We start from the raw sequence: 16,269 nt of genomic DNA on the forward strand, positions 1-16,269 counted from the left end.
TCATTCCTTTAGTAATAAACGTGGTAAAGGCTTGGCTTACGCCCACATAACAAGTACTGCGGCAATCGCAATCAAAAATAAACCAGCTATTTCCTGAACAGTCACTTTATGTTTAAGCCAATAGTGCGCTAGCAATAGGGTTAACAATACTTCTAGTTGCCCTAATGTTTTCACCAAAGCCACATGCTGAAGTGCCATAGCAGTAAACCAGCATATAGATCCTAGGCAGCTCACTGAACTGATAACCAACGTATGGGTGAATCGGTCAAATAGCTGTTTAAAAACATTTGGGTTAGTAAAGAATATATACGTACTTAACCCAATGGCTTGTGTACATAGCACCCATAAAAGCACCCATGCGGCGCCATGCACAAATGGCATGGCAAGCATATGACTGGCCTCTCTTACGAATAACGAGGTAAGTGCAAAGCACGTTCCGCACGCTATACCTATCATTAAAGTTTTTAAGCTTAAGCCTTTTGCCCTATTCCCGCTACTTAATACAAATACGGCCACGGCTCCGATACCAATGCCTATCCAGCCAAGCAAGGTTAAATAGCTACCAAAGAAAAGCATACCCAGCACAGCGGCTACCAGCGCTTCACTTTTGGCTAGCCCTGCACCTATGGCAAAATTCTTTTGTTTAAATAACATAACCATAAATGCCGTGGCAGCTATTTGCAGCACCGAAGCTAGTAAAACCATAATAATAAAAGCGTGGCTAAAGCTAGGTATCTGCTGTGGCGATGTTATATGAAGCGCTACTACGTAAATAAGGGCAATAGGTGGCGCGAATAGAAACCGAGAAAGCGTGACACCCACGGTATCTACGTGGGTGCTTAATTTGCTTTGCAGGGCATTACGAACGGTTTGCATAATTACCGCGCCTAGGGTGTAAAAAACCCAGCTCATAGATAGTTGTTCACTTCTGTGTAGATGTTCTGAAACGGCTATTAGTGCTATTGAGCACTCGCATCAGGTCTGGGGTCAGGTCTGTCTACTAAGCGCCTATTCTTAAAATCAGACTCACGCTTCCAATAAGGCCATGCTTGGCTGTTTGCAAAATCTGACATCATAGTGCCGATTAACGCTAAGTCTTGCTGTACACCACCTAGTGTCCAGCTTGGCAAGTAGTCGTCGTCGGCTTTGTGATAGCGATTGGCGATGAAATCAGGATCCGTATCACCTAGGCTCATAAACAGTAACGATGGCACACCTTGGCGGGCCAGCGCAAAATGATCGGAACGAAAGAACAGTCCATTTTGCGGGCGAGGATCGAGCTTAACCGAGCGCTCTTGTGCTGCGGCTCCAGTACTTAAGTCATCTTCTAGTGAAGAGTAGCCTTCTCCGTACTGCAAAATGTAATCAACGGCATTATTCACGTTCATGCCGTCTATATTTAAAAACGCCACCATGTTTGCAGTTGGAATAGGCGGATTTTTGGCAAAGTGATCAGCCCCCAGCAAGCCGGTTTCTTCGGCAGTAAAAGCACTGAACATTAATGTGCGTTCAAACGGGGTTTGTTTGCTTTGTGCTACCAAACTATTGGCCAAGGTTAGCACACCTGCCACGCCCGAGGCATTGTCTACCGCGCCATTGTAAATTACGGTTTTACCGTTTTTCTCACTTTTACCCAGATGATCCCAATGGGCGTGTAACATTACCCACTCATCAGGTGCGGACGCGCCAGGTAAAATCGCTGCTACGTTTTGTGACTGAGCATGAGTGATGGTATTGGAAAAGGTCAACGAAGCTTTCACTTTCATAGGAATAGGCTTGAACCCAGGCGTAGATGCTTGTTCTTTCAGCGTGCCGTAATCTAGCCCAGCTTGTTCAAACACCGTACGCGCGGTATTAAGATGTAGCCACCCCATTACGCCAACTTGAGACAAGTTCTTATTGTTATCAACTAACGCAAACTTGGTATTCGAGTTCGAGTTTTCAACCACCCCCCAGCCATAGCCGGCAGGCATGGTTTCGTGAACAATAAATACCGCTTCTGCACCTTGGCGGGAGGCTTCTTCGTACTTGTATGTCCAGCGGCCATAATAGGTCATGGCATTGCCTTGAAATAAATTCGGGTCTTTTGAAGCAAAACCTGGGTCATTTACTAACATGACCACCGTTTTACCTTTTACATCTAACCCTGCGTAGTCATTCCAATTGTATTCTGGGGCATTAATGCCGTACCCCACAAAAATTACATCGCTGTTTTTTAATGTAATTTCTTTAACTATTCGCTGGGTTCTGGCGGTAAATGCGCTGCCACCAGCAAAAGTATGTTGACCCAAGGTTAACGCCATATCACTTGAAGGCGTAATTTTTGCCAAGGGCACGGGCTGGGTGTAGCTATCGCCAAAGGCGGGTTTTAGCCCAAGGGCTTTGTAGGCTTCAACTAAGTAATTGACGGTAAGTGTTTCACCTGCTGACAAAGGGCCGCGGCCTTCAAACTTGTCGCTTGCTAACGTACTAACATGGGTACGGTATAAGTCTAAGTCGGCATCAGTAATGCTAGCTGTGATATCGATAGTTTTTGCGGGATCGCCGCTCTTAGAAGCTGATATTTCTGCGTAAGCTAAAATGGAAAAAGAAAGCGAAGTACAGATCGCCATCAAAGATGAAAATGCGAATTTATGAATAAACTTTTGAATTATCATTAATTTAGGCGCTTTTATAAAACGGATAGCTTAAGAGTATCGTTATAAAGCGCCTAGCTCAATGTTTGACGTGCATTTGGCTGCTCTTATTTGCAGCCATTTGCAGCCAATTTAAAAATTGATAAAGGTGAACTTGTATTTATAAACCCATTGCGTGGCTAACAAATGCCTGTTTAACCGCGCTAAGTTTATCAGTAGCGGCTAGGCCTAACCCTCGAATTAGTTTTTTAAGCGGGTCGTCGCCATCGAATAAGAACTTAAACCCATCCATAGCGGCAATCATCTTCATCGCTTCGGTTTTACGTGCTCGCTCATAGGGGCGCAAGTAGCGAAGCTGACCAATGTCTTTTTGATCATCTAGCAAGGTAATTAAGGTTGCAGCCAATGCCAAAGCATCTTGCATGCCTAAGTTAGCGCCCTGCCCTGCTAATGGGTGGATAGTATGGGCAGCATCGCCCACCAGCACTATGCCCTCTTTAGCCCATTCACGGGCATAACGCATAGTCAGTGGAAAGGCTGTTCTAGCTGTTTCTAACGTTACAGGACCTAATGCATTATTGCTTGCTGCTAATAGTGCATTACAAAATTCGCTATCGGAATACCCTTGTAAAGTTTTGGCGGCATCTGGGGTTTGTGACCATACAATAGAGCACACGTTAGGGTCGCGCATAGGCAATAATGCTAAGGGTCCGGTTGGCGTAAATGCTTGGCGTGCCACGTTTTCATGAGGTTGCTGAGTACGAATATTGGCAACAATGGCGGTGTGTTCGTAATCGCGAAACGTAATAGGAAAGTTTGCATGTTTGCGCACAAAGGAATTAGCTCCATCGGCGCCTACTAATAATCGGCAAGAAAGCGCATCGCCGTTTTCTAGCATTAGCATGTTTTGCTGCGGGCTACTTAATACGCGCTCTATGGTGGTATCTATTACCACAACGTTATCTTGCTTTAACACCGAATGGGCTAAGCCATTTATTAAAGCCTGATTTTCAATAATAACGCCCAGGGTATCGCTTTCCAGCTCCCCCCCAGTATCGTTACCCGCAAAGTGAATATCACCAAAGCTGTCTTTATCCCACACATGCATTGCATTGTAAGGGTTAGCTCTGCTTTCATCGATATGCTGCCAAACGTCGGCTTTTTTCAACGCGTTAATATTGGCCTGATTAATGGCGCTAACCCGCGCACCTGGCTTGTCGCCAAGGGGCTGGTCTATAGCGCCTTTATTTATAATAGCGATGCGGCACGGCGCGTCTTTTAGCGCTGCGGCTAGGGTTAACCCTACTATTCCACCGCCTACAATGGCGATATCAACATGTTGCATATCGGCTCTCTTATTCTTTCATCATTTCGCTAATCTTACGGCGACAACTTTACGGTGCTAACGGGTATCACCGCTTATGTACTGCGCCCATATCCAGTGGTTTGCTGCACAAAAGCACGCTTGGCCGCTGGCATCACATTAAGTGCAGTTAGTGCCAAGTTTCTTGCTGCCACTAACGGAAAGTGTCGATTGGAAAACGTACGTACTAATGTGTCGGTCAAGGTAATGGTGGCGGCTCTGTCTTTGCTTCGCTTAGCAGCGTATTCACTAAGTAAGTTAAATTCCCCCGGATCGGTCACGCCTTTAAGCGTATTTACTAGGGTAATAATATCGCGAAGACCAAGGTTAAACCCTTGCCCTGCAATAGGATGTAATGCTTGGGCAGCATTACCTACTACTACTGCACGGTGCGCGGTTAATGCATCGGTGTAACTTAAGGCTAGTGGGTAGCTGGCTAATTCACTGATTGCGGTAATTTGCCCCTGCCTGTAACCAAATTCTTGCTGTAACTTATTAACGAAGGCTTCAGGGCTAAGCTGAATAAGTGACTCCGCATGCTCTTTTGCAACCGTCCACACCACGGAAAACCCTTTTCCTTTCGCCACATGGCCATTAATTTCACTGTCGAAAGGCAAAAACGCTACAGGACCGTTTTCGGTAAAACGCTCGTAGGCTTTGTTGTAATGAGGCTCGCTAGTATGGGCATTGAAAATAATGGCCACTTGCTGATAGTCGTCACTATGTCGGGTAAGCCCCACTTGCTGAGCAAGTGAAGAGCGCCCGCCATCGGCAATAACCAACAGCTTGGCATTAATGGTACTGCCGTTATTAAGGGTAACCACCGTAGTGTCGGTTTCGCGGGCTAAATGGGTGACCGTGGCTGGCGCAATGTGCTCATACTGCTTACTTTGCGACATTACATTATGGGTAAGCGCACTTAGCGACACCACTTGCCCGAACGTGTTAATACCAAATTCACTGCACGATAAATTCGTTAGGCCAATACCGCCTTTATCGCTTACTTCAATGTGTTCAATTTTGCCTTGGCTTTGTTTTGCCAGCTCTGCTAGCCCCACGCCCATGGCATTTAATTCATTTACTGTTCGTCTAGCAAGGGCGATTACACGCGTGTCGGTTAACGGGTTAAAGTTGCTATTTGTATTAGAAGAGCTGGCGGTATTTGAAAGGTCGGAAGCATCAACTAAGGTCACCGAAAGACCTGCTTGTTCAGATAAACCTTTCGCTAATACGCAGCCAACAATGCCTCCACCTACTATCACTACATCTTGCTGGCTCACGCTTTTGAACCTTCTTGCTTACTTTTTTTATTGGCTGGCTGCATCAGCGCTTCGATGTCTTTTACGGTTTTAGGTACATCGGCAGTTAGTATGTCTACCCCTGTTGCCGTAATCACAACATCATCTTCAATACGCACGCCAATACCTTTGTATTGTTCAGGTACATCGCTGTCGCTGGCAATATAAATACCCGGCTCTACGGTAAGCACCATACCGGGTTTTAATAAGCGGTCTTGTCCATTAATTTTGTAGTTACCTACATCGTGAACGTCTAAGCCTAAAAAGTGCCCTAGCCCGTGCATGTAAAATTGCTGCCATGCTTTATCGTCAAGATTTTCAGCTACCGAACCTTTTAGTACACCAAGGGTGACTAAACCTTCAGTAATCACTTCAGCGCTATGCGTCATGGCATCCGTTAACGTGATACCCGGGCCCAGCATAGCCAATACGCTTTCTTGCGCTTTTAGCACCAGTTCGTAAATATCTCGCTGGGGCTTAGAGAATTTCCCGTTAACGGGGAAAGTGCGGGTAATGTCAGCAGCATAACCCTGAAATTCAGCGCCTGCGTCTATTAGCACTAAATCGCCGTCTTGGGTTTGAGATGAATTTTCGGTGTAATGCAAAATACAGGCATTTTCACCGCTACCTACAATCGTACTGTAAGCCGGTGCGCGAGCACCTGCCATCGCAAATTCATGGTGAAGTTCGGCTTCAAGTTGATATTCGAAGCAGCCCGGCTTGGCAAATTGCATAGCGCGCTTGTGCGCACTGGCGGTAATTTCTGCCGCAGCTTTCATCATGGCTACTTCACAAGCCGATTTAAACACCCGCATTTCGTGCAAAATGGGGCGAACATCAGTAATAGAGGTGGGTGCTAAGGCTTCTTTAGGCGCATTGCGCAGGGTTGCAAGAACACTATTGACCTGTGCATCAGCGTTATCGTTTTCACCTAAGGCGAAATATAGATGGTCTTGCCCTTGCAGTGATTCAAGCAAAGCATCGCCTAATTCAGACAGTTCAAACGCTTCGTCTAAGCTAAAGCGTGCTAGCGCAGCTTCCGCACCTAAACGTCTGCCTTGCCAAATTTCAGCGTCTTTATCTTTGGGTAAGCACACCATAGCCCGATAGCGTTCGCCATACCGAGGATGATTCGACAATATTAACCAGGCGTCGGCTTCTTCAAATCCGGTTAAATACCAAAAGTCGCTGTTTTGTCTGAACAGGTATTCCGTATCTCGGCTTCGGGTTACTAAACCTGCAGCCGGAATAACACAAACACTGTTAGGTAAACATTGCGCCAACAGCCTATCTTGACGAGCGATAAATTCTTGCGCACTAATCATCTCATTCGCCTTTCTTCATCAATATTATAAAACTCATGCATCTAATGATGATCATGCTATTTGTGACATCTACACTGACTGTCACTTCACTTGTGCTTATCTAGCCCATGATTCACAAGTACGGGCTCATATATACCCGCTTTTGCATACCAGGTTGTATATACGAGGTTATATATACGAGCATTGCTGACTAAAGATTATTACCTTAGTGAACAGATGGCTTATCTTGCTGATCGTCAAGTAGCGACTGACCTAATTCGCTGAAACACAAAATAGCGGAAATCTTCACGTATTCCATTACCTCAAATAAAGCTCGTTCAGACTCTTCATCAGCATCCATAGGCTCTTCCATACGGGCGATGTCGCCAAAGTCTTCCAACGCTTCTTTCACATCGGCAGAGCATTGCATTAAATCTTGCTGGTGTAAGCCGAACCCTAACATAAAGCCGTGTACCCAATTAATTAGCGCTTCGCCTCTGTCGTTAATAGGGGCTTGGTCGTCAGGTAGCATTAGCTGTAAGGCGAATTCAGGTTCAAGTAACTGCTGACACGTTTGGTTAAACAATGTGTTCAGTAGATGAGTGGTGGCATCGTTGAAGTTTTCACCTTGGTGAATAGTGTCACTTAATGCAGAAAGCCACTTTTGATCGGTTAGCGACATGCCGCCACACAACATGCCACATAAAATTCCGTGAACTTCTGCGCCATCTACTACTATGCCGTGTTGCGATAATTTATTGCTAACGCTGTCGTAATCGAGCTGTTTTTCCACAAATAGGTTTCCTTTTTCGTTGAATCTTAATATTAGCAAAATAGCGCTGTAAAACACACTATTGGTAATTTGGTCAGATGTTATTCAAGTAGTACTGGTCTTATGGGTTTTAACTGGCAACCTAGTATTAATTGCTCTATGATCGACGTTATTGGATATGGAGCTTCCTTTGCAGCAGATTAAGGTAAATCAGTAAGAAGCTTACTTAAGCGAAGCAAATTTGAGCTTAAGTGAATAGCGTGTATAATTGCTGACCAACTGGTCAAGATTTATCGAATCTCATCAGTAATGGTTAAATTAGCTACGCAAATAATTCATTGGCGCTTTGGTGATCTACTTCACCCCACACCGCGTTTGATATACCCTGTTGCGTTATACAATAACAATGTTTCCTGGAATGTTCGCCAGTTCACTCTTGTCCCTGGCCGATGCTATTAAACTAGGAAGTTGAAACCATGGCTACTGTGCAAGCTCGACTCGTATCGAGAAGCCTACGGCCATAGTGATGCTTCCGCCCTGAACTTTCGGTTCACGGGCGAACGATGAACAGCGGCATTTCGGGAGACGCCCTCTTTCGACGGAAGAAGAAATGGCAATAATAAATTTTGGCTCTATAAATATCGATCATGTTTATCAGGTAGATCACTTCGTTCAACCTGGTGAAACCCTTGCGTCTACTCACTACCAACAACTGCTTGGTGGTAAAGGTGCGAACCAGTCAATTGCCCTAGCGCAAGCAGGTGCTGATGTTCGTCATGTAGGCAGCATTCATGAAAATGACGCAACGTTTAAACAAACGCTAATTAAAAAAGGCGTCGATTGCCGTGGCGTTAAATGCTCTGAAACCCCTTCAGGCCATGCCATTATTCAAGTAACGCCCAGTGGTGAAAATGCTATTGTGTTATTTGGTGGCGCAAACCAAACCATTACTGCCGATACGGTAAACAAAGCGTTGTTAGATACGTCTTCTTCGGATTGGGTATTAACCCAAAACGAAACCAGCAGTATTGCTGACGTACTTCGCTTAGCAAAAGAACAACAGCTTAAAGTTGCCTTTAACCCTGCGCCTATGAGCGAGTCGGTTAAAGCCCTTCCTTTAGATTGTATCGATTTACTGATTGTAAACGAGACGGAAGCAGCAGCATTAACAGATAAAGAAGCGCTTGACGATATTCTTAACGTTTTCAAAGAGCAGTGGTCTCATTGCGAAGTTATCATTACACTAGGTAAAGCGGGTGTGATGATGTTAAGAGGAAGCGATACTATTGAAGTGGAAGCGTTTTCTGTTGATGCAGTAGATACCACAGCCGCTGGCGATACGTTTATAGGTTACTTCTTGTCTGCTTACAGTACTCACACTGATGCCAAACGTGCATTAATCAGAGGCTGCGCAGCATCTGCAATTGCGGTTACCCGTGAAGGCGCTGCGCAAAGTATTCCTACGCAAAAAGAAGTTGACCGTTTTTTGGCAAAGCACACTAAATAAGAAAACGCACTAGAGTATTATTAATGGCACATAAGATAATTTTAGATACGGATCCTGGCATCGATGATGCGATGGCAATATTTTTTGCGTTTCAATCTCCAGATATCGAAGTTCTTGGTTTAACGACTGTTTACGGAAATGTACCGGTCACCATGGCGGCACAAAACGCCCTTACGCTTTGCGAAATTGCGGGTAAAGATATTCCGGTAACCAAAGGTGTTGGTATGCCTTGGGTAGGTCCTGAATCAACTTACGCGCATTTCGTACATGGCGACTATGGTTTTGGTCACATTAAACCTGAAGCGCCTAAAACTGAGCTAGACCCTCGTAGTTCTGCACAGTTTATTGTAGATATGGCCCGTAAATACCCAGGCGAAATAACGCTTGTGGCTATTGGCCCATTAGGCAACTTAGCGCTAGCACTACGTTTAGAGCCTGAACTGCCTAAGTTAGTGAAAGGCGTCACCATCATGGGTGGTGCTGCATTTGTACGTGGTAACGTAACACCACTTGCCGAAGCTAACATTTGGAACGATGCCTACGCTGCCGAAATTGTATTTGGTGCAGATTGGGACTTAACCATGTTTGGTTTAGATGTAACGAACGACACACCGTTTTCTCCTTCTTTCGTTGAAACCCTTGAAGCGAAAAACGAGAAGCTTGGCGGTTTTGTGAAAGACACAGCTCAGTTCTACATGGATTTCTATTCAGCTAATCGTGAAGATCGTGTTTGTTTCTTCCATGATGCTTTCCCACTTGCACACTTACGCCACCCAGAGTTATTTGAACTCACCGAAGGTCATGTGCGTGTTGGTACTGGCGAGCTAGATCGTGGTCAAACAGCAGTGGCACCTAAGGGTACAACCCCTAGTCCACTGTGGAACAATGCGAACACCATTAAAGTGGCTACAAAAGTAGATCACGCTAAATTGGAACAATTGTTCATAGACACCTACGCTTTATAGATGTGAAAGGAGGCTGTTCTACGGTAGTCAGCCTCCTGCTTTCACATTTTAGTTGAGGTAATGTGAACGAATGATCCCTGCCAAGGTTCCAGAGAACGAAGAACAGCGCCTTAGAGAGCTATTAAGCTACGATGTACTCGATACAGACGCCGAGCAACTCTTCGACGACTTAACTCAACTTGCGTCGCAAATTTGTGACGCGCCCATTGCATTAATTAGCCTAGTTGACCCCGACAGGCAATGGTTCAAATCTCGTGTAGGGATTGAAGCCACAGAAACCTCTCGTAATATCGCCTTTTGTTCTCACGCCATTTTACAGCGTGAAGTATTTGAAGTAACCAATGCAAAAGAAGACCCGCGCTTTCACGATAACCCTCTTGTAACGGGCGAGCCCAACATTCGATTCTACGCAGGCGCCCCGTTAATGACGCCTTCAGGGCATGCTATTGGTACGCTATGCGCCATAGGCCATCAACCTAAAACCCTCACCAATCTACAACGCAGTGCACTAAAAACACTGAGTGAATCAGTGGTTGCGCATTTGGAACTAAAACGTAAGAACAGAGAACTTGAGCGAACCAGCCAGTTTAAATCTGACTTTCTTTCCTACATTAGCCATGAAATTAGAACGCCCCTAAATGCGATAAACACGTTCAGCAACTTGCTTGAAGGCGAGGCCAAGCAATATTCACTGCCCGCTAACTTTAGCGATTCCTTGGGGCATATAAGCAAAAGCGGCGAGCGTTTGCTTGAAATAGTGAACTCAGTGCTGGATATGAAACAAATTGAAGCGGGTAAAATGCGCGTTATGCCCCGCCCTGTAGCTACAGCCGACTTTTTCACTCATTTATTCTCGTTAACCCGAATTCGCGCTGAAGATGGCAATGTTATTTTTAATGCTGTGATTGATGACAATGTTCCCCACTCGCTTAATTTTGACGACACTAAATTTGGTCAAGTTGCCCTAAACCTGTTATCGAATGCCATTAAGTACACGCATGCCAACAAGCACGTTTCCATTCAAGTGAAGTACAAGCAAGGGAGGTTGTTGCTGGCGATTAAAGATGAAGGCATTGGCATTAGTGAAGAGGAACAAAAAAAGCTCTTCGCACCATTCGAGCGAATGGAAAATGCGCATCAATTTGATGGTACAGGTTTAGGCTTAAATATTACCAAGAAGCTAGTAGAGCTGATGGATGGTTCTATAAAGCTTAGTAGCAAGTTAAACGAAGGTACTCGTGTAAGCGTAGCCATTCCTGCCGAAGAGGTTAGCGCCGATACTATAGAGCACGACCCGGCGCTTTTGCAGCCACAAAAGCTAAATGTTCTTAGGGACTCTCACGTATTGGTAGTGGAAGATCATTATATTAATCAAATAGTGATTAAAACCATATTTGATAAACTTGGTTTGCCAATATCGGTTGTAGGTAGCGGTGAAGAAGGCGTAGAGTATGTAAAATCGAACCCTGTAGATTTAGTGCTGATGGACATCAACTTACCGGGCATTGACGGAACAGAAGCCACTCGGCAAATTAAGCAAATTCGCTCAACACTGCCTGTTATTGCCTTAACCGCAGATGTTATCACGCAACGAGAGCTGTTATTAAATAATGGCTTAGACGACCTACTCACCAAGCCTGTGGAAAACGCAGAGCTTATTAGGGTACTTAATCACTATTTAGGGAAGTAAGACAACGTGGAGCCACTGAAAGCCCGCTGTATGGTAGGAAATACATCACACAAGACGTCACGAAAGACGCTACGAAAGACATTAAGAGCATTGCGCAACGGATTATCTGATTCACAACACCAGCGTGCTTCATTGACAGTACGCGATAACCTTTTATCATTGCCCGACATTATGAGCGCATCATCTATCGCTTGTTACCTGCCTAACGACGGTGAAGTGGATTTACGCCCCTTTATGCACGCATGCTGGGCGCTGAACAACGCATCTGCCCTTCATACTTCTTTGCCTGTATTGCATCCAGTTTGCAAAGGCCACCTGCTTTTTCTTCGTTACTCAGAGAAAACAGCAATGCGTGTGAATAAATACAACATTGAAGAGCCAATATTAGCCTGCCATGATGTTATTCCTACCTTTCAGCATCAGGTAATACTTATGCCCTTGGTGGGATTCGATGCTAATGGAAATCGTTTGGGCATGGGCGGTGGCTATTACGACCGCACGTTAGCCAGCATTCAAACTCAAACGTTAAGGCCAAAACTCATTGGCATCGCCCACGATTGCCAACAAGTAGACGAACTTCCGGTTCAGCCTTGGGACATTCCTGTAAACGCTATTGTCACCCCCACACAGCAATTGAGCTTTAATCGTATATAACGCACCGTAAATTCCTCTATGACGGTGGGTTAGCTAAGGGTTTTCCGGTAGACTGATGAAAATTTAGTTAGGAGAGTCACTATGGATCAGAATGCAAAGAAGCAAGCAGTAGCTAAAGCAGCCATCGAATATGTTGAAAATGGCAGTATTGTTGGTGTAGGTACTGGCTCTACGGTTAATTTTTTCATTGAAGAACTCGGCAAAATTAAAAATAACATTGAAGGGGCAGTATCCAGTTCTGATGCCTCTACCAAGTTGCTAGAAGCCCTAGGCATTGAAGTATTCGCACTAAACGATGTTAGCAATATTTCAGTGTATATCGACGGTGCTGATGAGGTTGCCGAACACAAACATATGATTAAAGGCGGCGGTGCAGCCCTTACCCGCGAAAAAATTGTCGCCGGTGCGTCAACCACATTTGTCTGTATTGTAGATGATAGCAAGCGCGTGCCTATGCTTGGTAAATTCCCTCTTCCGGTTGAAGTTATTCCAATGGCGCGATCTTTTGTGGCTCGTGAGTTGGTAAAACTAGGCGGCGACCCAGAATACCGCCAAGGCGTAGTGACAGATAACGGCAATGTTATTTTAGACGTGCATAATCTTGAAATACTAAATCCAAGAGAGCTTGAGCAGTCGATTAATAATATTCCAGGTGTGGTCACCAACGGCATATTCGCCCTACGTGGCGCAGACATCGTACTGTCGGCCACCGATACCGGTGTTGAAACCTATAAATAATAGCTTTCAAGTTAAACTGATTTCTGTTAGATTTCCGTTTAGACGTCTAGATGGCCTTTCGAGAGTGTGAGGCTGGTGCTAGTCGGGGTAGGTAAGACTTCCGCAAACACGCTGTGAACCCATCCATGGGAGCTCCGCCGCCGCATCCATGCGGCGGAGGGTTTGCTCCAGTCTTACCTACCCCGCCTGCACTAGCCTCGAGCTCTGTAAATACTAATACTTTTTAAGAGATAGCAAATCCATGAGCAAAGTTTCACTAGAGAAGGATAAGATCCGGATATTGTTGTTAGAGGGTGTGCATCAAAGTGCATTAGAAACCTTTAAGAATAATGGATACACCAATATTGAGTATCTCAAAACGTCCCTTCCTGAAGAAGAGCTTGTTGAGAAAGTGAAAGATGCCCACTTTATTGGCCTTCGTTCACGTACTCAAATTACTGAGAAGGTAGTCGATGCTGCTCAGAAATTGGTAGCTATTGGTTGTTTCTGTATTGGTACGAACCAAGTTAATTTAGAAGCAACACAGCGCCGTGGTATTCCGGTATTTAACGCACCGTTTTCTAATACCCGTTCAGTAGCAGAGCTTGTGCTTGGTCAGCTTATTCTTTTGCTTCGCCAAGTACCTAGTAAAAGTGCAAAAGCGCACCGCGGTGAGTGGGAAAAAACTGCCAATGGTTCGTTTGAAGCCCGTGGTAAAACATTAGGTATCATTGGTTATGGCCACATTGGTACCCAGCTAAGTATTCTTGCTGAACACCTTGGTATGCGTGTACAGTTTTTCGATATTGAAGATAAGTTGGTATTAGGTAACTCTACGCAGATAAAGTCGTTAGAGAAGCTATTAAACACCTCTGATGTGGTATCGCTTCACGTGCCTGAAACTCAGCAAACGCAAAACATGTTTGCAGCTGAGCAATTTGCACAAATGAAGAAAGGAAGCATTTTTATTAATGCGTCTCGCGGTACGGTTGTAGATATTGATGCCCTAGCCGACGCGCTTGAAAGCGGCCAGTTAAATGGCGCAGCTATTGATGTATTCCCTGTTGAACCTAAGTCGAACAATGAGGAATTCCAATCGCCTTTACGTAAGTTCGATAATGTTATTCTTACGCCGCATGTAGGTGGTAGCACCCAAGAAGCACAAGAGAATATTGGTATTGAAGTGGCCGGTAAATTGGCGAAGTACAGTGATAATGGCTCTACCTTATCTGCTGTTAATTTCCCTGAAGTATCATTACCAGAGCACACTAACCGCTCTCGCTTACTTCACGTACACAAAAACCAGCCTGGTATTCTTACTCAAATTAACCAAGCGTTTGCAGAGAAAGGCATCAACATTGAAGCCCAGTACCTTCAAACTAACGCAGAAATTGGTTATGTAGTAGTAGATGTTCAGCAAGACAGAGCCTATGACGCGCTTGCACAACTACAGCAAATTGACGGTACGATTAAAACCCGTATTCTTCACTAATGCTCTGTATGACGGTGGTTTAATACCGTCATACACTTTTAAAGACATAAAAAAACGCTGCCAATTGGCAGCGTTTTCTGTTTCTACAATCGTTAATACGATTTTAGAAGAAGTTGTAAACTAGCGTTACTGCAGTTTCAGTATCTAGCTTTTCTACGTCGTCAGATACGTTAGAGTTGTGGTCTACCTTAAATGACAACTTCATAGAAAGGTTACCGCTAATGGTAGCCGTAAGCGCCGATTCAGCACGAGATTTCGTGTTGTCAGAACCCACTTCCGTACTCACTGTTTGCGTGAATTTAGCCGTATCTGAAATTTTCCAAGAGTATGCACTTGAAGCACGAACAATCATGCTGTTCTGCTCTTCGCCTTCTTGCGTTTCAGCAAACGAGTAACCAGGACCGATTGAGTACTCTAAAATGTGACGTTTATTTTCAAGTACTTTTTGGTTCCAACCCACAGCAAGTGTTGATTGATAGTCGAAGTTACTTAAACGGTCATCTTCATACGACGCGAAACCAAATAAACGGTAATCAGGGTTATCTAGCTTGTAGTTACCCTGTGCAGAACCGTAAAACTTTTGCGCTGATGTGTACTCTTCTTCGGTACCATCGTCGTTATCAACAGTTTCTTTTTTGTAAAGACCTTCTAGAGTATAGTCGTTGCTCCACTGCTCTAATTCTTGGTGAGCAGTAATACCGGCACTGATTGATGACGTTTCGGTGTTACCTGTTGTTGCGATAATACCTAGCTCACCTTCCATCGTGAAAGGTTTAACGTCGTCTTGAGCAAAAGTAACAGAAGAGAAAGACAAGGCCAAAAGTGATGCGAGAAGCTGTTTTTTCATTAGCAATCCTAGTAGTGTTTTATCCTTTGCCATGCTGTGAAAACCTAGCGTAAGCGCTAGCCAGCATAGCCTGAAAAATCTGCGCCAATAGTACCTACCTAATAGTGCGAGTCAATGAGGGTCGAACAAAAATTAGACTATAAGACGTAAAATTTACACTTATTGATAAGCTTTAAGCGTAATTGTTAGAAGAATTGATAAACCAAGGCAACCGAGGTCTCGGTACTTAACCCATCTACATCTTCGGTAGTATCGGTTTCGTGATTCAAAATAAACGATAGCTTCATGGCTAAAGAGCCGAAAACATTGGCCGACAAAGATGTCTCGGAACGAGATTTAGTATTTTCGTCGCCCGCTTCCGTGCTTACAAATTGTCGAAGGTTAGCACCTGAGGCCCAATGATATTTGTATTCAGCTGATGCACGTACAATTACCCCGTTGTTAATATCTTCTTCGAGGGGTTCTTCTAGCTCAACAAAAGCATAACCCGGCCCAACACTGTAACGGAACTCGCTGACTTCATCTCGCCAAACTCGTTGTGACCAACCGGCAGCCAGTGAAGCACGATGATCATAGCCGCTGAAGGCATCATCTTCATAATCGCCGTACATGAACAAGCGTCGACCAGGCTGGTTTAATTTGTAATCGAACTGAGCACTGCCATAGAAGCGTTTGGCCGACACATCGCGACCAGTGCCATCGGTGTTACTTTCTTGATAAAGCATTTCTGCAAAGTACAGACTGCTCCAATTTTCAGTTTCATGGTCGGCGTTGATACCCGCTTTAATACTCGCTGCTGATGTATTACCCGTGTTTGAGAGTATACCTAACTCACCATTTAACGAAAATCTAGGCACTTCGTCGTCTGTGTCTGGCGTAAAATCAGCGTGATAAAGCGTTTGAATTAAGTCGCGATCTGCTGCGAAGACGGCAGTACTTATGCCAAGAAGACAGCATACTGCACAGAAAATTTTTGTTAGATTAAGCATAATTTTTAATAAATTTTTATTGGTTTGGTGTTGTT

14 protein-coding genes and 1 other RNA gene are annotated in these 16,269 nt (G+C 44.6%); 7 read left to right on the forward strand and 8 right to left on the reverse strand.

The window, feature by feature from the left end; translation table 11 throughout:
• Positions 1-36: 36 nt before the first annotated feature.
• From AVL57_RS14905 to AVL57_RS14930, 6 genes are all read right to left on the reverse strand, one after another.
• Positions 37-912, reverse strand: coding sequence for an EamA family transporter (locus AVL57_RS14905; protein WP_057790033.1), 876 nt, complete (start codon positions 910-912; stop codon positions 37-39).
• Between the two features lie 47 nt (positions 913-959).
• On the reverse strand, positions 960-2,657 hold the full coding sequence (locus tag AVL57_RS14910) for a M28 family metallopeptidase (protein WP_082604843.1): 1,698 nt from the start codon (positions 2,655-2,657) through the stop codon (positions 960-962).
• 139 nt (positions 2,658-2,796) lie between these two features.
• Positions 2,797-3,981, reverse strand: coding sequence for an FAD-dependent monooxygenase (locus AVL57_RS14915; protein WP_057790031.1), 1,185 nt, complete (start codon positions 3,979-3,981; stop codon positions 2,797-2,799).
• A gap of 74 nt (positions 3,982-4,055) precedes the next feature.
• On the reverse strand, positions 4,056-5,279 hold the full coding sequence (ubiH, locus tag AVL57_RS14920; RefSeq protein ID WP_057790029.1) for a 2-octaprenyl-6-methoxyphenyl hydroxylase: 1,224 nt from the start codon (positions 5,277-5,279) through the stop codon (positions 4,056-4,058).
• Positions 5,276-6,622, reverse strand: coding sequence for a Xaa-Pro aminopeptidase (pepP, locus tag AVL57_RS14925; protein ID WP_057790026.1), 1,347 nt, complete (start codon positions 6,620-6,622; stop codon positions 5,276-5,278). Before pepP ends, ubiH begins: the two co-directional genes overlap by 4 nt.
• Positions 6,623-6,827: 205 nt before the next feature.
• Positions 6,828-7,394, reverse strand: a complete 567-nt coding sequence (locus AVL57_RS14930; protein ID WP_057790025.1) for a UPF0149 family protein — start codon at positions 7,392-7,394, stop codon at positions 6,828-6,830.
• Positions 7,395-7,780: 386 nt separating this feature from the next.
• Here AVL57_RS14930 and ssrS point away from each other — a divergent pair.
• The 7 genes from ssrS (at position 7,781) to serA (ending at position 14,398) form a co-directional block, all read left to right on the forward strand.
• Positions 7,781-7,962: non-coding RNA, 6S RNA (gene ssrS / locus AVL57_RS14935), on the forward strand.
• Between the two features lie 21 nt (positions 7,963-7,983).
• On the forward strand, positions 7,984-8,880 hold the full coding sequence (locus AVL57_RS14940) for a ribokinase (RefSeq protein WP_057790023.1): 897 nt from the start codon (positions 7,984-7,986) through the stop codon (positions 8,878-8,880).
• 23 nt (positions 8,881-8,903) lie between these two features.
• Complete coding sequence (locus tag AVL57_RS14945) at positions 8,904-9,845, forward strand: nucleoside hydrolase (RefSeq protein WP_057790021.1); 942 nt, start codon at positions 8,904-8,906, stop codon at positions 9,843-9,845.
• Positions 9,846-9,915: 70 nt separating this feature from the next.
• Entirely contained in the window at positions 9,916-11,535 is a 1,620-nt protein-coding gene (locus AVL57_RS14950; protein WP_057790019.1) for a hybrid sensor histidine kinase/response regulator, read from the forward strand.
• A gap of 6 nt (positions 11,536-11,541) precedes the next feature.
• Complete coding sequence (locus AVL57_RS14955; protein ID WP_232363269.1) at positions 11,542-12,189, forward strand: 5-formyltetrahydrofolate cyclo-ligase; 648 nt, start codon at positions 11,542-11,544, stop codon at positions 12,187-12,189.
• A gap of 81 nt (positions 12,190-12,270) precedes the next feature.
• Positions 12,271-12,927, forward strand: coding sequence for a ribose-5-phosphate isomerase RpiA (gene rpiA / locus AVL57_RS14960; protein WP_057790017.1), 657 nt, complete (start codon positions 12,271-12,273; stop codon positions 12,925-12,927).
• A gap of 241 nt (positions 12,928-13,168) precedes the next feature.
• Positions 13,169-14,398, forward strand: a complete 1,230-nt coding sequence (serA, locus tag AVL57_RS14965; RefSeq protein WP_057790016.1) for a phosphoglycerate dehydrogenase — start codon at positions 13,169-13,171, stop codon at positions 14,396-14,398.
• A 103-nt stretch (positions 14,399-14,501) separates the two neighbouring features.
• Here serA and AVL57_RS14970 read toward each other — a convergent pair whose 3' ends face one another.
• The gene (locus AVL57_RS14970) at positions 14,502-15,245 is read right to left on the reverse strand and encodes a DUF481 domain-containing protein (RefSeq protein ID WP_057790014.1); all 744 of its coding nucleotides are present in this window, start codon (positions 15,243-15,245) and stop codon (positions 14,502-14,504) included.
• Between the two features lie 185 nt (positions 15,246-15,430).
• Positions 15,431-16,234 carry a DUF481 domain-containing protein gene (locus AVL57_RS14975; protein WP_057790012.1) on the reverse strand — a complete coding sequence of 268 codons (804 nt, stop codon included), beginning with the start codon at positions 16,232-16,234 and terminating at the stop codon, positions 15,431-15,433.
• Between the last annotated feature and the right edge of the window lie 35 nt (positions 16,235-16,269).

Origin of the sequence: Alteromonas stellipolaris (assembly GCF_001562115.1) — a bacterium.
Taxonomy (GTDB): Bacteria; Pseudomonadota; Gammaproteobacteria; order Enterobacterales; family Alteromonadaceae; genus Alteromonas; species Alteromonas stellipolaris.

What these genes read in the sequence shown, in the direction of transcription:
- AVL57_RS14945 (WP_057790021.1), top strand. Translation starts at nt 8,904, where the DNA reads ATGGCACATAAGATAATTTTAGATACGGATCCTGGCATCGATGATGCG.
- AVL57_RS14975 (WP_057790012.1), bottom strand. Translation starts at nt 16,234, where the DNA reads ATGCTTAATCTAACAAAAATTTTCTGTGCAGTATGCTGTCTTCTTGGC.
- AVL57_RS14905 (WP_057790033.1), bottom strand. Translation starts at nt 912, where the DNA reads ATGAGCTGGGTTTTTTACACCCTAGGCGCGGTAATTATGCAAACCGTT.
- AVL57_RS14970 (WP_057790014.1), bottom strand. Translation starts at nt 15,245, where the DNA reads ATGAAAAAACAGCTTCTCGCATCACTTTTGGCCTTGTCTTTCTCTTCT.
- AVL57_RS14940 (WP_057790023.1), top strand. Translation starts at nt 7,984, where the DNA reads ATGGCAATAATAAATTTTGGCTCTATAAATATCGATCATGTTTATCAG.
- rpiA (WP_057790017.1), top strand. Translation starts at nt 12,271, where the DNA reads ATGGATCAGAATGCAAAGAAGCAAGCAGTAGCTAAAGCAGCCATCGAA.
- serA (WP_057790016.1), top strand. Translation starts at nt 13,169, where the DNA reads ATGAGCAAAGTTTCACTAGAGAAGGATAAGATCCGGATATTGTTGTTA.
- AVL57_RS14950 (WP_057790019.1), top strand. Translation starts at nt 9,916, where the DNA reads ATGATCCCTGCCAAGGTTCCAGAGAACGAAGAACAGCGCCTTAGAGAG.
- pepP (WP_057790026.1), bottom strand. Translation starts at nt 6,622, where the DNA reads ATGATTAGTGCGCAAGAATTTATCGCTCGTCAAGATAGGCTGTTGGCG.
- AVL57_RS14910 (WP_082604843.1), bottom strand. Translation starts at nt 2,657, where the DNA reads ATGATAATTCAAAAGTTTATTCATAAATTCGCATTTTCATCTTTGATG.
- AVL57_RS14915 (WP_057790031.1), bottom strand. Translation starts at nt 3,981, where the DNA reads ATGCAACATGTTGATATCGCCATTGTAGGCGGTGGAATAGTAGGGTTA.